This window comes from Thalassotalea euphylliae (assembly GCF_003390335.1).
GTDB classification, from domain to species: domain Bacteria; phylum Pseudomonadota; class Gammaproteobacteria; order Enterobacterales; family Alteromonadaceae; genus Thalassotalea_F; species Thalassotalea_F euphylliae_B.
The window spans coordinates 2,874,025-2,889,647 of sequence record NZ_QUOU01000001.1 but is presented as its reverse complement, the minus strand read 5'-3'; the positions used below and the strand labels follow the sequence as shown (position 1 = coordinate 2,889,647).

The following is a 15,623-nucleotide window of genomic DNA, read 5'->3' as shown; positions in this document are numbered from 1 at the left end:
GAGATTAATAAAGAGTGTGTAAGGAATAAATTAATGACAACCGAAATCAAGGTTCCCGTTTTACCTGAATCCGTTGCTGACGCAACAGTTGCTACCTGGCATGTACAAGTGGGTGACACAGTTACTCGCGATCAAGTACTCGTTGATATTGAAACCGACAAAGTCGTACTTGAAGTACCAGCCACTTCAGACGGTGTAATTGCCGAAATTAAAGAAGTTGAAGGTACAACTGTATTAGGCGAGCAAGTTATCGCTATTCTTACTGAAGGCGCAGCGGCTCCAGCTCCACAAGCAGATGCGGCGCCAGCTCCAGCACCTGCAGCAGCTGGTAACGTGATTGATATTGTTGTTCCGGTATTACCTGAATCTGTTGCTGATGCAACGGTTGCCACTTGGCATGTAGCTGAAGGCGAAGCCGTATCTCGCGATCAGCAGTTAGTCGACATTGAAACTGACAAAGTTGTACTCGAAGTTGTAGCACAAGAAGACGGCGTGGTTGGCAAAATTATCCACGCAGAAGGCGATACTGTGCTAGGCGAACAAAAAATTGGTGAATTAAATGCAGGCGCAACAGCGGCAGCAGCACCGGCAGCTACTGCTCCAGCAGCAGACGACGCAGCTGGTGACAGCGTAGCTTCACCATCAGTGCGTCGTTTATTAAACGAAAAAGGCTTAACCGAAGCAGACGTTAAAGGCTCTGGTAAAGGTGGTCGTATCACTAAAGAAGATGTTGAAGCAGCGGCTAGCAAGCCAGCAGCACCGGCAGCAAGTGCTGCAACTGCGGCAGCAACAGCTGGCGCAGCAGCGGCATTAGGCGAGCGTAGCCAAAAACGTGTACCAATGACACGTTTACGTAAAACTATCGCTAACCGCCTTCTTGAAGCGAAAAACTCGACGGCAATGTTGACTACGTTCAACGAAGTTAACATGAAGCCTATCATGGATTTGCGTAAGCAATACAAAGACGTATTCGAGAAAACTCACGATACACGTTTAGGCTTTATGTCGTTCTACGTGAAAGCGGTGACTGAAGCCTTAAAACGCTACCCTGCGGTAAATGCGTCAATTGACGGTGACGACATTGTTTACCACAACTTCTTCGATATCTCGATTGCCGTATCTACGCCGCGTGGTCTAGTAACGCCAGTACTTCGCGATGCAGATCAACTAAGTATGGCAGGTATCGAGAAAGGTATTAAAGACCTAGCAATCAAAGGCCGTGACGGTAAGTTAACCATGGACGACATGCAAGGTGGTAACTTCACTATCACTAACGGTGGTGTGTTTGGTTCACTACTTTCAACGCCAATTATCAACCTACCACAAACGGCTATTTTGGGTATGCACAAAATCCAAGATCGCCCAATGGCGGTAGACGGTAAAGTTGAAATCTTACCTATGATGTACTTAGCACTTTCTTACGACCACCGTTTGATCGATGGTAAAGAGTCAGTTGGTTTCCTAGTAACGATTAAAGAATTACTAGAAGATCCAACACGTCTTTTACTGGATATCTAAGTATTAGACATCTAAGCACTTGAGCACAAACGCTCAATTGTAAAAAACGTAAAAGCCGCTGTTTAGCGGCTTTTTTAATGCCTATAATTGTCCGTTCCATAAATACCACTGTCTTAATTTAAAGCGATGTAATTCAACATGTTATTTATTAGAAGTGGTATTACGTATTGTTACATCCTTGTTGCAAACAAAGGCGTACTCTACGCCTCATAGTAATTTGTGGTTAGCGTAGCAACTACCTAATCATGTCTTTCGTATCAATCAGAATAATAAACTTCATGAAGCTAACACAAGCATCTATTGGTGCTCGCTACCGAGTTATCAATTTACCTTCACTACCCGAAGAACTGGTTTCAATCTTAGAGTATGGTTTACTCGTTGGTAGCCAGCTGTCTGTCGTTGCCATTTCACCGTTTAAGGGGCCTATGGCAATTTCGCTCGATGGCACAATGTTGAGCTTGCCAGCCGAGCTTGCCGCGGAAATTGACGTGGAGGGTGTGTAATGACTCAACACCCAAAAAGTAGCATGGCGAATATTGCAATAGTCGGATTTGCTAATAGCGGTAAAACTACGCTGTTTAATCGTCTCACTTCCAGCCACCAGAAAACGGGTAATTTTGCTGGGGTAACCGTTGCGGCAAAAAATGCACAAGTAACAGTGGCTGATATCAAGGCTAACTTAGTCGATTTACCTGGCGTTCCTTCGTTATACAGCGCGATTGAATCTGGCAAAGATATTCAAACAACGCAAACGTATCTAAAGCAAAACAAGGTTGATTGCTTAATCAATGTGGTTGATGCAACACAATTGCGTCGCCAGCTCTATCTCACCAGTCAATTACTAGAGCTTGGTATCCCAGTGCTCGTTGTACTTTCTAAAACAGATCGCAAAGAAGCACAAACGGTGGATGTTGAGGGGTTAGCGAACGCGCTTGGCTGTTCGATTACTTCTAGCCAAGGTATTTTAAACCAAGGTATTGCTAACCAAGCCACTTCTGAGCAGGGTACAAGAGACCGCATCTTATCACTAGCAATTGAACATGCTCAGCAAACGGGTCAACAAAAGCGAAATATTAGTCAGTTGTATCAAACTGATGATGAAGCATTGCTTGAAAGCTTGCAATCTACTTCATTGTTGGCCGTTGAACAGCAAGCTTGTTCTAACGCGTGCAATTGCGCAGCAGGCGCGTCGCAGCTTGCGGCTGTTAAAAAAGCGCGTTTTAACGCAATTGATGCACTGTTAGCGAAAATTAACCTGAGCGCTGAACGCGGTATTAGCCTAACCGAGCGGATAGACAGTTACTTACTGTCTGTGAAATTTGGTATTCCGGTATTTTTACTGATGATGTACCTGCTGTTTATGTTCGCCATTAATGTTGGCAGTGCCTTAATTGATTTTTTCGACATTATGGCCGGCACAGTTTTTGTTGATTACCCGCAATATTGGTTGGCAACATCGGGTTTACCGACATGGCTAACCACTATGGTTGAAGGGCTGGGAATGGGCATACAAACTGTGATGACGTTTATCCCAGTGGTTACCTGTTTGTTTATCGGCTTATCGCTACTAGAAACCAGTGGCTATTTGGCGCGAGCAGCCTTTGTGGTTGATGCGTTGATGCAACGTATTGGCTTGCCGGGCAAAGCGTTTGTACCGCTTATTGTCGGTTTTGGCTGCACAGTACCCGCAGTAATGGCAGCCAGAATACTTGATAGCGAGCGCGAAAGGTTAACGACCATTATGATGGCGCCATTTATGTCGTGCGGAGCGCGTCTGCCAGTCTATGCACTATTTGCCGCAGCCTTTTTTCCTGAATCTGGGCAAAATATCGTGTTTCTGCTGTATCTGATCGGCATTGCCGCAGCAATTGGTACGGGTTTATTGTTAAAAGCGACTGTTTTACAGGGCAGGGCGCAGCACAGTGTGATGGAATTGCCTCTGTACGAGTGGCCGGGGCTAACCGCGCTGCTAAAACGAGTAACACAAAGGGTGAAGTCTTTTATCACAGGGGCGGGAAAAACTATCGTTATCGTCGTCTGTGTGTTGAACTTCTTTAATTCGCTTGGCATTGATGGCGAATTCGGTCACCAAGATACGGACAACTCAGTATTATCGCAAAGTGCGCAAGTGATCACTCCGCTGCTTGCGCCGATGGGTGTTGAAGAAGATAACTGGCAAGCTGGTGTTGGTATTATTACCGGGATTTTCGCTAAAGAAGCACTCGTCGCCACCTTCAATAGCTTGTATTCAAGTGTTGAAACAGACACCTTGAGTGAGCCGTCATTAATCGCAGCTTGGCATGAATCAATCACAACCGTCTCAGAAAACTTACTGGGTATTGAACCGAAAGACCCGCTCGGCGTTGAAATTGGTGAAATTACCGAGCTAAACACCGCAGCAGCAGAGCAAGGCGTAGAAGTTAGCACCTACTTAGCCATGCAACAGGCATTTAATGGCAAGCTTGCGGCGTTTAGTTATCTGTTATTTATATTGTTGTATACACCATGCGCCGCGGCTATGGGGGCGATTAAAAATGAGACTGATAGCAAGTGGGCAACTTTCGCGGCCTTGTGGAGTTTTACCCTCGCTTACCTTTCAGCAACTTTGGTCTATCAGCTGGGGCAAATGGGTAACACGCCGTTAATGTCATCTATAAATATTGGTCTTGTCGCGTTATTGTTTATAGGTATCTATGCTTTGTTAAAGCGCCGTGGTGCAAGGGTTTTAACCATTCCCGTGCGCCCGCTTTAAGCACTTTAATTAGGTGCTTGAGTTAAGTACATTTGGCAAAGCTCGCCAATTAACAATTAAGGCGAGCTTTATCAAATTACAGTGCTATATCGCAGATCTGAACAAGCGATAAGCCAGTGAAAATGGTCTGGTTTATCACATTCTGTACAACCGCTGTATTCCGTGATTTTGCAACTGGTCACAGCACTTTGAAAGTGGCGATAAAAGGGGTTTAAACCCCTGTGCTTTATCTATATAATCACGACACAATTATAATCATTTAGGGTAATTACTCACCTGTAGTTAGCCTAAGTCCATTCATAATAGTAATTGGAAAAACACCATGAATTTGCATGAGTATCAAGCGAAACAATTATTCGCTGAATATGGTTTACCAGTTTCTGAAGGTTTCGCTTGCGATACACCTCAAGAAGCTGCAGAGGCTGCTGACAAAATTGGCGGCGACATGTGGGTTGTTAAAGCTCAGGTTCACGCTGGTGGTCGCGGTAAAGCGGGCGGCGTTAAACTAGTTAAAACAAAGGAAGAAATCAAAGAGTTTGCACAACACTGGTTAGGTAAGAATCTTGTTACTTATCAAACAGATGCAAACGGTCAACCAGTTGCTAAAATCTTAGTAGAAAGCTGCACCGACATCGCCAACGAATTATACCTTGGCGCTGTGGTAGACCGTGGTTCTCGCCGTGTTGTCTTCATGGCATCAACTGAAGGCGGTGTAGACATCGAAACAGTTGCTGAAGAAACGCCACACTTAATTCACAAAGCAGCGATCGACCCATTAGTAGGTCCGCAAGCTTACCAAGCACGTGAATTAGGTTTCAAACTTGGCTTAAACCCAACTCAAATGAAGCAATTCGTTAAGATCTTCATGGGCTTAGGTAACATGTTTACTGATCACGATTTCGATTTATTAGAAATCAACCCACTAGTAATCACAGAAGCTGGTAACCTTCACTGTCTAGACGGCAAAATCGGCGTTGACTCAAACGCGTTATACCGTCAACCAAAAATCCGTGAAATGCACGATCCTTCGCAAGAAGACGAGCGTGAAGCACACGCGGCACAGTGGGAACTTAACTACGTTGCACTAGATGGTAACGTTGGTTGTATGGTTAACGGCGCTGGCCTTGCAATGGGTACAATGGACATCGTAAACCTTCACGGTGGTAAGCCAGCTAACTTCCTAGATGTTGGTGGCGGCGCGACTAAAGAGCGTGTAGCAGAAGCATTCAAAATCATCCTTTCTGATGACAACGTAAAAGCAGTATTAGTAAACATCTTCGGTGGTATCGTTCGTTGTGACATGATCGCTGAAGGTATCATCGGTGCTGTTAAAGAAGTTGGCGTAAACGTTCCTGTTGTTGTTCGTTTAGAAGGTACTAACGCTGAAGCTGGTCGTGAAGTACTTGCTAACTCAGACGTTGACGTAATCGCTGCTGAATCACTAAAAGACGCTGCTGAGAAAGTAGTAGCTGCTGCGGAGGGCAAATAATGTCTGTATTAATTAACAAAGATACTAAAGTTATCTGTCAAGGTTTCACTGGTGGTCAAGGTACGTTCCACTCAGAGCAAGCTATCGCATACGGTACGCAAATGGTTGGTGGTGTATCACCAGGCAAAGGCGGCCAAGAGCACTTAGGTCTTCCAGTATTCAACACAGTACGTGAAGCCGTAGAAGCAACTGGCGCAACAGCAACAGTTATCTACGTTCCAGCACCATTCTGTAAAGATGCAATCTTAGAAGCTATCGATGCAGGTATCGAGCTAATCGTAACGATTACTGAAGGTATCCCAACGTTAGACATGCTTGACGTTAAAGTGAAGCTTGAAGAAACCGGCGTTCGCATGATTGGTCCTAACTGTCCAGGTGTTATCACGCCGGGCGAATCTAAGATTGGTATCATGCCAGGTCACATCCACAAGCCAGGTAAAGTAGGTATCGTATCTCGTTCAGGTACGCTAACTTACGAAGCCGTTAAGCAAACAACTGATGCTGGTTTCGGTCAGTCTTCATGTGTTGGTATCGGTGGTGACCCAATCCCAGGCACTAACTTCATCGACGTGTTAGAAATGTTCGAAAACGACCCGCAAACTGAAGCAATCGTAATGATTGGTGAAATTGGTGGTACGGCTGAAGAAGAAGCTGCTGAGTACATCAAAGCAAACGTTACTAAGCCTGTAGTATCTTACATCGCTGGTGTTACTGCACCTGCTGGTAAGCGTATGGGTCACGCTGGCGCGATTATCGCTGGTGGTAAAGGTACGGCTGACGATAAATTCAAGGCACTTGAAGCGGCTGGTGTTAAAACCGTTCGTTCATTAGCTGATATCGGCACAGCGCTTAAAGAAAAGACTGGCTGGTAATCGACCTTTCTTTTTAAAAGTATTTGAAAAACCCGCCTTTAGGCGGGTTTTTTGTAATTATCGTCTTGACTTATTTCTATCGTAGAAGCGCAACCTTTTACTGTCGATAACGTTTGAAATGCTCATACGATTTAAAGAGTATATGAACATTACCATTTCTATGATCATTTCAATGGAATAAATGACTAAGACTGTCTCAAAAAACAGTGCTACTTTATTTTCATCATTTACAAGTTCTAGAAAGAAACTACCAGCAAGAGCTAAAACAAGTCCCATCAATGGATACGCAACATCTGCGGGGATTTCTTCAATTGGAAATTTTTTTCCGCCTCTTTTCTTAATAAAGTCCTTTAATCCACTTGGTAAGACAAATATCAAAGCAAAGACACCAATCGCGAACCCTAGCAAGTCTGGTACTGCACCTACAATGTATTCACCGGGGTCATAATTTTTGTTATTTGTTAGCTCTACGATATATAAGATTACAAAAGAAAGGATGAAGGAGTTTCTCCATGCTGGAAAAACTCTTTTGCTCCAAAGTTGATATGGAGCAAATTGTTTTGAATATCTAGGGTCACCTTTAAAGGCATAAGCATTTGTAACCTTGAGGTACTTCCCTAATATAGGTAGCTTTAATAGCACTTTAAAAAAATAATCAACCCGAAACATTAGTACTTAACCTTTTGTTTTGTTGTCAGCATCTTCAATTGAAGAATGAATGTCGGTGAAATACTGATCATCAGACATTTTTTTATTTCTGAATAACGGTATCTTGACTGGGAAGTTATGTAGTGCAAAAGACTTATATTTGTCTGCATGTGTATCCCAATACTGGCCTTTTGCATCACCAAATTTAGTCGATAACTTAAGAATAGCTTTTGCTACTTTTGGCAATCCTGTAATGTAGCCTTTTGCGGCTGCCATAAATGTAGCTCCTAGCTTGTTTACTCCATGTTCTCTGAGCTCTCTTTCTAATACGTTTTCTTCAAGAAATTCTTCTATATCCTCAGGGTTAGAGAACGTGATAGACGAATTAATACTTTTGAAGCGCGGAGCGTCAAGTAGCGTTTTTAGCTCTGTCCCGTCTTTAAGTATTATCGACTCAACATGATGATGAGTAGAAACTTTATCAAGTTCCAGAGAAATTAGCTCTTCAAAACACTTCTCCAACACTGATGGAGCAGGAAGCCTATTTTCATAGTCACTTATTGCGAGAATGTGCTTCTTGAAGTCAAAGACAAAGTGAAAGTTATAAGCTTTGCTGGTGACCAATCCTTTTTCACCACGAAACTCAACATCAGAATTAGTGTAAAAGTCTTTTAAAGAGGTTATTTGGTCAAATTTTCTAAAATAACCTTGCGCGTAGTTATCTTTAACTTCAATTTTTACTGGCGCGAAATAAAAATCGTTTTTAAGTTTAACGGCGATTTTACCTATCGTTTTGTTACTCATGTTTTTTTGAGTTTCTTGCGATAAATAGGTAAATATTTGCTTGTAGCCACTTTTCCCTATAAAACCATGCTCTTTTGAGTCAGGTAACACTTGAACATTAAAATAATAAAATACAGCCATACTAATTCCAATCTAATATATTTTTATCATTAGTTCCTGATTATGACACGAGAGAGCCAATTTTTGATAGAAAAAAATTGCATGAAATTTAAATGCTTATCACAATAAATTGGATCAGGAACACATTAAAATACGTTCGAATATAGTGTATTTTTTCTGGTTGTATTGTCGCGGTGGCGACGGCACCCAAAGGGACGTTAACGCCACTGTCCCCTTGGAACCCCATGGCGCTGCTGCAAAATGTTTATTCTTCCTAATTAATAAATTTGTCGAGCTAGCGCTATGAACGAGCATCCATGCTCTACATAGCTTTGCTGGCGTCCTGCCAGCAAAATAAATGGGTCAGATCCAAATTAAAATCATTGAATCAAAAGTTCAGAGTCATTGATTTGTTGAAATTCTTTCTGGCTTTGGTAAATCTATCCAATTTAATTGTCGCGGTGGCGACGGCACCCAAGGGGACGTTAACGCCACTATCCCCTTGGAACCCCATGGCGCTGCTGCCAAACGCTAGTCTTTCATAAATAAACCGATATTCGATGTAGCAACTGTAAAGCACATCCATGTGCAAACAGCTTTCACCTGCATCCATGCAGGCGATACATGAATCGGTTTATTTATTTCAGGCGTTTGTTAAGCAGAGTAGCGCTTCGTTTAGTTTTAGTGATGAATTTCTATGCACTAAGATTTCTTTCAGTAAAACCAATAAGCCTTGAATTCAACACCAATCCCTTGTCAGCGATTCAAATAAAATTTAGGTGGTTCTACCATTATCAGCATTGATGCTGACAACTGACGTTGTGACAGGGATGTCGCATTGGCAGGTATAGTTTAATCACCTAAATTTTATTTGTTGTTTTCGCTGTTTGGGGGCTGCGGCCACTGCCGCAATAGAATCGAAAAGTTTAACTATTCGATAAAGCCTTTTGACTGCTCAAATATACCAGCTCAAGAAATTTAGCTAGGTATTTCTGAAGAGTAACCCTTTAACTCAATAGTGAGTTAAAGGGGGAGTGTTGCGTTTATTGTGGTGCGTTAGCGAGATCTTCGCGTAAGTTTCTCGAAGCAAAATAAAAGTGGCAGATAGACCAAAAGCTAACAATTGGTAAGAGGTATAACATGGCTAAACCAAGTGATTTGTCACCGTGTGTTGCTGATAAAACATCACTTAATACGCCAATTGACGATGGTCCGAGGCCAAGACCAATAATATTGATAATCAAGAAAAATATTGCCGATGACACCGCGCGCATTCGCAAACCAACCAGACTGTGAATGGTTGCGACAACAACACCTAAGTAAATATTACCGACAAAAGCGGGTAAAATTAGACTGATAAGCGCAATATTTTTATCGGTAGCGATACAAAATGAAATTAAAAATGGCAATGCTGTTAACGAGGCCAAACCGGGTAACCAAGCGTACCAGCGTTGATCTTTCTTGGCGAGTTTATCTGCCAGTACGCCACCACTAAAGACCCCAATAGCACCGCCAACCCCGATAATTAGCGCCAACCAAATACCAAGCTCAGTGGTTGGCATATTGTAATTTCTGATCAGCAGTGACGCCGACCAGCTTGCTAAACCGTAACTGACAAATGCGGTAAGGGCTGACGCTAGCGCAATATGTCGAAATGATATACGGCTAAACAGCAAGCTGATCACTTGCTTAAAGGTTGGCGCTTGTTCGGTTGATGTGCGGTTTTCGCTCAAGCCTCTAATGGGTTCTTTCAGGGCCATGCGCACTATGATGGCAAGTAAAATACCCGGTGCACCAACCACAATAAAAGCAACGCGCCAACCGTATAATTCGTTAAGCCAACCGCCAAGCAAAAAGCCAAACAACACACCGATATTTGCGCCTGTTGCATAAAAGCCTAATGCGCCTGCTCTGGCATGAGGCGGAAAGATATCTGAGATAATCGAATGTGAGGGGGGGCTACAGCCCGCTTCACCCACACCCACACCGATACGGGCGAGTAGCAGATGAACAAAGTTTTGAACAAAGCCACTGACAGCGGTCATTAAACTCCAGACAAATGTGGCTAGCGAAATAATGTTGCGACGATTGCCGCTATCGGCCCACTTGGCAATCGGAATGCCTGCGAGTACGTAAAACAGTGCAAACGAGAAGCCTGTTAGTAATCCTAGTTGCGTATCAGAGAGACCAAGATCGACTTTTACGCCTTCTTGCAAAATAGACAGTAATTGTCGGTCAATAAAGTTAAAACTGTAAACGACAGTGAGTAGGCCCAATGCGTAATATTTTTGTCCTGTGGTGGCATAGCTCACTTCTTTGGTCGGCGCTTGTGTGCCCAGATGTTGAGTGTTCGTTTGCGTCATTGTTCCCTCTTGAGGTAATTATTATCATTATTTGGCGCGAGTTTCATACTCAAACGAGAGTATTAATAAGTCAACTGTTTAGTTTGACAATTGTTGAAAGGTTCATCGTTTTTTGGAGATTAGATGTACTAAATTCAATGTGTTTTTTTATTTAATTATTTGAATTTATTGATGAAGTATTGGGGAAGGAAAAGCGTGAACTGAGCATAGTTCACGCTATATTGTTATGCTATGGGTTATAACTTGAACAGTTAAGTGGCAGAACCGGTTAAGTATAAATGGAGAGCAGATCTAATTAAAACTAAAGCGCTAGAAGCGGCTATTGTTAAAACTGTTCGTTCATTAGCGGATATCGGTACTGCGCTTAAAGAGAAGAGTGTTTGGTAAGTAGTATTTAGCTTAAACGCTTGATAAACAGGTCGCTTAGCTGACTTCAAATTATTAAAAACCCTACCATTTTCGATAGGGTTTATTTATATCAGTAGTCAAAATTTTAGTGACTATGTTCTGGTCAACTCCAGCCGGACACTTTTCTAAAAGAATTTTCATACTCTACTGGTGACATATCACCATTAGCTGAATGCAGTCTTTCTAAGTTGTAATACTTCATATAATCGACAACATCATTTTTCATATGCTCACGCGTAGGTTGAGCCACTTTAAGTAACCAATCATGTTTCAAACTGCCAAAGAACCTCTCCACTACTGCGTTATCCCAACAGGCTCCCACATCACCCATACTCGCTCGAATACCAAATTGTTCGAGCAGCTGACGGTAACGCTTACTGGTGTATTGAGAGCCTCGGTCAGAGTGGAATACTAAGCCTTTAGCTGGTTTTCTCAGGTTATAAGCCCTAATCATGGCTTTCATCACTAAGTCAGTCGTCATACGTTTATCTATATGCCAACCAACAATGCGTCGAGAATATAAATCCATCACAACAGCAAGATACATCCAACCTTCGCCTGTTTTTAAATAAGTCACATCACCAGCCCAAATCTGATTTGGCCCCAACGGATTAAAGTTCTGATTAAGCAAATTATCTGCAACTGCATCAGCATGCTTACGCTTCGTTGTTACCTTGTAGGCAACTCGCTGCTTTACTTTCAGGTTCAACGCTTCCATGAGCTTTCGAGTTCTGTGCTTACCAATTTCAAAGCCTTCTTTGCGTAAGTTTTTATGTAGCTCGCGATAGCCCAAGCTTTCACGACTGCGTTTAAACAGCGCTTTAGCTCGCCGATATAAATGAAGCTCTTCTGCCGTAATTAACTTGGCTGGCCGTTTGAGCCATGCATAGTAAGCAGAGCGACTGACTTGCATCACAGCACACATCTTGCGGACGTCATGAGCCTGACTATTGGCTTTGACGAACTCGTACTTTACTTCATTTCTTTCGCAAAGAAGGCGCTTGCCTTTTTTAAGATCTCTTTCTCCATTTTGAGTTCTTTATTTTCTTTTCTGAGCCGTTTTAGCTCTGCTCGTTCATCTTCACTTAACGCATTACCAGCTTGTTGTTGTTCAAGTTTAGCTTTCCAGTTATAAATGAGTTTAGTTGTAATTCCCAAAGAGGCTGCGGCTTGTGAGACCGTATAGCCTTGCTCAGTCACTAAAGCTACAGCTTCTTGTTTAAATTCGGTTGTATAGGTTTTGTTTTTTCGTTTTGTCATTTAACACCTCAATATTGGAACATTGTCCTTTATTAAAGTGTCCGGCTCAATTAAACCAGTTCACTATTTCTTTGGTTCTTGATAATACGGGCCTGTTAACAACCCCCTTTTTTGCGAATAGAAAGCCTGACTATTGGCAATTCGAGCTACCGATGGGGTATTGTCGGTAAGTTCACCTGCAATTTGAGAAACTACCGCACCAACTAAAGCGCCAACTAAGCCACCGCTGTTGCCACTATTAGGATCATGTTGAGCGTAAATAGGAGCATCCCACAGCAATTCGCCTGTTTTAACCGATATTAATTTAATGTTTGCCTTAACTACGGTAACGGACGAAAACACTTGGAATTTTTGTCCCCAATCTTGTATATCAACATACAAAACCGCGTCAGCACCAATAATCTCATCAATTTTTTCAAGTGGCACACTATTCATTTCTACAGGTGTAGGCAAGCCATTTTCTTTTAGAAAGTTATCAATAACAGAGACAGGAAAAACGTAGTAGCCTTTCTCTGCTAATGGCTGAGTGACAGTAGATAAATAGGTATATGGTGCGTTAACTTCTACTGAATTATTAATTGGTGGTATGACCAAAATTGAACGGGGGGCATGTTGTTTCAATGCTTGATAATCATATGGTTCAATTGTAGCGCAACCCGACACAAGCAATATGGAGAAGACTGCAACGCTTAACAATAAATTTTTCATCAATATTCCTTATTTTATCCATTCTCGCTAGAGCGCTTGATCAAACCGTCAATAAAGGTTGCAGACTCAGGGTACAGTTCTTTTTCTTTTTGTAATGATGCTAGTGCCATGCTTTTGTTGCCGTTGCTGGCATACATTAGCCCTAAATGTGCGTAGAGGCCAGGAGGAATAGGCATTCCTGCTTCAGCGGCTTTACTGATATCCGCTTCTAATTTTTCAATTTGAACAATCGGTGTTGCTTCGCCCGGTGTGTGGTAAGTTTGATAAATTAGCTGCTCATACTCACCCCAATAATACTGAGTTTTGGTGGTGGCACAGCCCGTTAATAAAGAACCCAGCAAAGTTGCTGTTAATAAAGATTTATTCATTTTAATTCCTTTCATCATGACTAAAATCTAGAACGCCAGCTTGTAAATCGCGCGTCATATTATTAACCGTTTCTTTGATAGCAAAATCCAAAACCTTGCCGTTTAAGGTTGCGTCATAACCTGCTTTAGAACCAAAGCCAATTACTTGTCGCTCTGTTAATTGATATTCACCCGCACCTTGGGTTGAGTAAATCACTTCAGATGTTAAAACATCAATAACATTGAGTGATACCTTTGCATAAGCTATTTGACTTTTACCTGCGCCTAAAATGCCAAAAAGCTGTTTATCACCAATGGTTTTACGACCAAATTCAGTCACACCACCACTGATCACGTACCTAGCACCTTTAATTTTCTGTTTAACACCCAATAGCTCTGCTTCTTTTTGCAAATTCGCTAAATTTTCTCGATCAACGATTTTAAAGCGGTTGGTTTGCTGTAAATGGGTTTTTAAAATGGTTTTGCCCTGATTGCCAAGCTTATCAATATTAGATGCAAATAAACCTTGCATGTAATTGGAACGATTGTTGAATTCGCCTAACACCAGTGTTGACTTGGTTCCTGTGTATACGGTCTGATTAGTTTCAACTGGAACAACTTCTACTTTTTTGTGACTTTGCGTTGCACATCCTGTTAAAAATAGTAGGCAAGAGATGAGTATGAGTTTGATTTGATGACAATTCATAATTGTAATTTCCTTTTTAAAAAAGACAATTATCTACGAATGCCAAAGATACTCAATAAAAAACTTTAAAAACATAAGGTTATTAGGGCGTAAATGCCATTTTTTGCTGTATTTGACAGGCTTCAACGGTTTGTATTATCAGGTATTCGTGCTCATTTGGGGTAAGGTGCATCGTCCGAATTCAAGTTCATCATGCAGTTTGGCGGGATTCGCTTTGAAATAACTGATTGGTTTGATATTTATAAAGGGTGTGGTTAGAGAGTGTGACTTTACCATTGGGCTAAATACTGCTCTAATTGCTTTAAGCTTTACTCTCGCTTTTATCTATAGAGAAAAAGCGCTATACGAAAACCGTATAGCGCTTATTTTACTAAGCCTGCATTGCCTTATATTACCATGCTTTCGATTACGCTTTTTTAGGCTACATGGCCGCGGCAAATATCGCTTTTATTTGCTTATGGTTAGCTTGAATGGGGTTAGTTAAACCACAGGCATCTTTTAGGGCGTTTTCTGCTAAGGTGTCAAAGTCGCTTTCTTTCACCTCAAGCGCTTGTAAACCCGCTGGAATATTTACATCTTTGGATAGCGACTTAATCGCTTCGATGGCAGCTTGCGCCCCTTGCGCTGGTGTTAAGTTGCTAACATCTACTCCCATCGCCTGAGCGATATCGGTTAAACGCTCTGGGCAGACTTGGGCATTAAAATTTTGCACATGCGGCAATAAAATTGCATTACATACGCCATGGGGCAGGTCATAAAAGCCCCCTAATTGATGTGCCATCGCATGCACATAGCCAAGCGAGGCGTTATTGAATGCCATACCCGCCATAAACTGGGCGTAGGCCATTTGCTCACGCGCTTCAATATTGTGTCCGTCATTAACCGCTTCGCGTAAATGCTGTTGGATCAGCGTAATGGCTTTTAACGCAACGGCATCGGTAATTGGGGTGGCGGCAGTTGAAACATAGGCTTCAACGGCATGAGTTAACGCGTCCATACCCGTGGCGGCAGTTAGCGATGCAGGTTTTTCTAGCATTAAACTTGGATCATTGACCGACATAATTGGCGTTGTATTTTTATCAACAATGGCCATTTTTATATGACGTGCTTCATCGGTGATAATGCAGAATAAGGTCATTTCGGAAGCGGTGCCTGCGGTGGTGTTAATTGCCACTAAGGGTAATTGTGGTTTGCTCGATACGTTAACGCCTTCATAGTCTTTAATTTGCCCACCATTGGTGGCAACTAAGGCAATACCTTTGGCACAATCATGCGGCGAGCCACCACCTAAGCTGATAACAAAGTCGCAATTATTGGCGGTTAATATTGCTAGGCCATCTTCGACATTTTGGATTGTCGGGTTAGGTTGTGTACCATCAAATACGACTGTTTCAATTTGCTGCGCCGCTAGTAGTTTCTGAACCTGCGCAACCATACCAAGGTTAACCAGTACCTGATCGGTGACAATAACGCCTTTTTTGAAACCGAGAGATGTAATGTTTTCGATTGCTTCATTTAAGCAACCTTGGCCGATAAGATTCACTGAGGGCATATAAAAAGCTGACATAGTTAGTCTCCAGTTCAAGCGTATTAAAGGAATAGCCAATAGGGCATAAGTACAAGCAGGAGAATAATAGTGGTTTTTGTGT

14 protein-coding genes and 1 pseudogene are annotated in these 15,623 nt (G+C 42.3%); 6 read left to right on the top strand and 9 right to left on the bottom strand.

Annotation, left to right across the window (positions count from 1 at the left end; all coding sequences use genetic code 11):
* Positions 1-33 precede the first annotated feature (33 nt).
* The 5 genes from odhB (at position 34) to sucD (ending at position 6,631) form a co-directional block, all read left to right on the top strand.
* Positions 34-1,518 carry a 2-oxoglutarate dehydrogenase complex dihydrolipoyllysine-residue succinyltransferase gene (odhB, locus tag DXX93_RS12800; protein WP_116008437.1) on the top strand — a complete coding sequence of 495 codons (1,485 nt, stop codon included), beginning with the start codon at positions 34-36 and terminating at the stop codon, positions 1,516-1,518.
* A gap of 278 nt (positions 1,519-1,796) precedes the next feature.
* Positions 1,797-2,021: a FeoA family protein gene (locus DXX93_RS12795; RefSeq protein ID WP_181902220.1), complete on the top strand. Its 225-nt coding sequence runs from the start codon at positions 1,797-1,799 to the stop codon at positions 2,019-2,021.
* Entirely contained in the window at positions 2,021-4,270 is a 2,250-nt protein-coding gene (feoB, locus tag DXX93_RS12790) for a ferrous iron transport protein B (protein ID WP_258872663.1), read from the top strand. The genes DXX93_RS12795 and feoB overlap by 1 nt, the downstream gene beginning before the upstream one ends.
* A gap of 322 nt (positions 4,271-4,592) precedes the next feature.
* The gene (sucC, locus tag DXX93_RS12785) at positions 4,593-5,759 is read left to right on the top strand and encodes an ADP-forming succinate--CoA ligase subunit beta (protein ID WP_116008435.1); all 1,167 of its coding nucleotides are present in this window, start codon (positions 4,593-4,595) and stop codon (positions 5,757-5,759) included.
* A complete protein-coding gene (sucD, locus tag DXX93_RS12780) occupies positions 5,759-6,631 on the top strand; it encodes a succinate--CoA ligase subunit alpha (RefSeq protein ID WP_116000620.1) in 873 nt (290 codons plus the stop codon). The genes sucC and sucD overlap by 1 nt, the downstream gene beginning before the upstream one ends.
* A gap of 57 nt (positions 6,632-6,688) precedes the next feature.
* Here the strand turns inward: sucD and DXX93_RS12775 are convergent, their stop codons facing one another.
* From DXX93_RS12775 to DXX93_RS12760, 4 genes are all read right to left on the bottom strand, one after another.
* Positions 6,689-7,300 (bottom strand): hypothetical protein, encoded by a 612-nt coding sequence (locus DXX93_RS12775; protein WP_116008434.1) that lies wholly within the window; start codon positions 7,298-7,300, stop codon positions 6,689-6,691.
* Between the two features lie 6 nt (positions 7,301-7,306).
* Entirely contained in the window at positions 7,307-8,203 is an 897-nt protein-coding gene (locus tag DXX93_RS12770; RefSeq protein WP_116008433.1) for a DUF4747 family protein, read from the bottom strand.
* Positions 8,204-8,570: 367 nt separating this feature from the next.
* Positions 8,571-8,795, bottom strand: a complete 225-nt coding sequence (locus DXX93_RS12765) for a hypothetical protein (protein WP_147302688.1) — start codon at positions 8,793-8,795, stop codon at positions 8,571-8,573.
* A gap of 430 nt (positions 8,796-9,225) precedes the next feature.
* Positions 9,226-10,545: a spinster family MFS transporter gene (locus DXX93_RS12760; RefSeq protein WP_116008431.1), complete on the bottom strand. Its 1,320-nt coding sequence runs from the start codon at positions 10,543-10,545 to the stop codon at positions 9,226-9,228.
* A gap of 297 nt (positions 10,546-10,842) precedes the next feature.
* Between DXX93_RS12760 and DXX93_RS21200 the strand changes: the two are divergent.
* Positions 10,843-10,932 (top strand): annotated as a pseudogene (locus tag DXX93_RS21200) (succinate--CoA ligase subunit alpha); the annotation flags it as partial.
* 124 nt (positions 10,933-11,056) lie between these two features.
* Here DXX93_RS21200 and DXX93_RS12755 read toward each other — a convergent pair.
* The 5 genes from DXX93_RS12755 to yiaY all read right to left on the bottom strand — a co-directional run bounded on the left by DXX93_RS12755 (position 11,057) and on the right by yiaY (position 15,541).
* A protein-coding gene (locus tag DXX93_RS12755) for an IS3 family transposase (protein ID WP_116008430.1) occupies positions 11,057-12,213 on the bottom strand; the annotation gives its coding sequence in 2 pieces (ribosomal slippage) (positions 11,057-11,970 and positions 11,970-12,213; 1,158 coding nt in all).
* Between the two features lie 63 nt (positions 12,214-12,276).
* On the bottom strand, positions 12,277-12,921 hold the full coding sequence (locus tag DXX93_RS12750) for a DUF799 domain-containing protein (protein ID WP_116008429.1): 645 nt from the start codon (positions 12,919-12,921) through the stop codon (positions 12,277-12,279).
* 14 nt (positions 12,922-12,935) lie between these two features.
* Positions 12,936-13,289, bottom strand: a complete 354-nt coding sequence (locus tag DXX93_RS12745; protein ID WP_258872662.1) for a DUF4810 domain-containing protein — start codon at positions 13,287-13,289, stop codon at positions 12,936-12,938.
* Position 13,290: 1 nt separating this feature from the next.
* Positions 13,291-13,974 (bottom strand): CsgG/HfaB family protein, encoded by a 684-nt coding sequence (locus DXX93_RS12740; protein WP_116008427.1) that lies wholly within the window; start codon positions 13,972-13,974, stop codon positions 13,291-13,293.
* Between the two features lie 421 nt (positions 13,975-14,395).
* Positions 14,396-15,541: an L-threonine dehydrogenase gene (yiaY, locus tag DXX93_RS12735; protein ID WP_116008426.1), complete on the bottom strand. Its 1,146-nt coding sequence runs from the start codon at positions 15,539-15,541 to the stop codon at positions 14,396-14,398.
* Between the last annotated feature and the right edge of the window lie 82 nt (positions 15,542-15,623).

Coding starts and splice junctions, on each gene's coding strand:
- odhB (WP_116008437.1), top strand. CDS start 34: ATGACAACCGAAATCAAGGTTCCCGTTTTACCTGAATCCGTTGCTGAC.
- DXX93_RS12795 (WP_181902220.1), top strand. CDS start 1,797: ATGAAGCTAACACAAGCATCTATTGGTGCTCGCTACCGAGTTATCAAT.
- feoB (WP_258872663.1), top strand. CDS start 2,021: ATGACTCAACACCCAAAAAGTAGCATGGCGAATATTGCAATAGTCGGA.
- sucC (WP_116008435.1), top strand. CDS start 4,593: ATGAATTTGCATGAGTATCAAGCGAAACAATTATTCGCTGAATATGGT.
- sucD (WP_116000620.1), top strand. CDS start 5,759: ATGTCTGTATTAATTAACAAAGATACTAAAGTTATCTGTCAAGGTTTC.
- DXX93_RS12775 (WP_116008434.1), bottom strand. CDS start 7,300: ATGTTTCGGGTTGATTATTTTTTTAAAGTGCTATTAAAGCTACCTATA.
- DXX93_RS12770 (WP_116008433.1), bottom strand. CDS start 8,203: ATGGCTGTATTTTATTATTTTAATGTTCAAGTGTTACCTGACTCAAAA.
- DXX93_RS12765 (WP_147302688.1), bottom strand. CDS start 8,795: ATGGATGCAGGTGAAAGCTGTTTGCACATGGATGTGCTTTACAGTTGC.
- DXX93_RS12760 (WP_116008431.1), bottom strand. CDS start 10,545: ATGACGCAAACGAACACTCAACATCTGGGCACACAAGCGCCGACCAAA.
- DXX93_RS12750 (WP_116008429.1), bottom strand. CDS start 12,921: ATGAAAAATTTATTGTTAAGCGTTGCAGTCTTCTCCATATTGCTTGTG.
- DXX93_RS12745 (WP_258872662.1), bottom strand. CDS start 13,289: ATGAATAAATCTTTATTAACAGCAACTTTGCTGGGTTCTTTATTAACG.
- DXX93_RS12740 (WP_116008427.1), bottom strand. CDS start 13,974: ATGAATTGTCATCAAATCAAACTCATACTCATCTCTTGCCTACTATTT.
- yiaY (WP_116008426.1), bottom strand. CDS start 15,541: ATGTCAGCTTTTTATATGCCCTCAGTGAATCTTATCGGCCAAGGTTGC.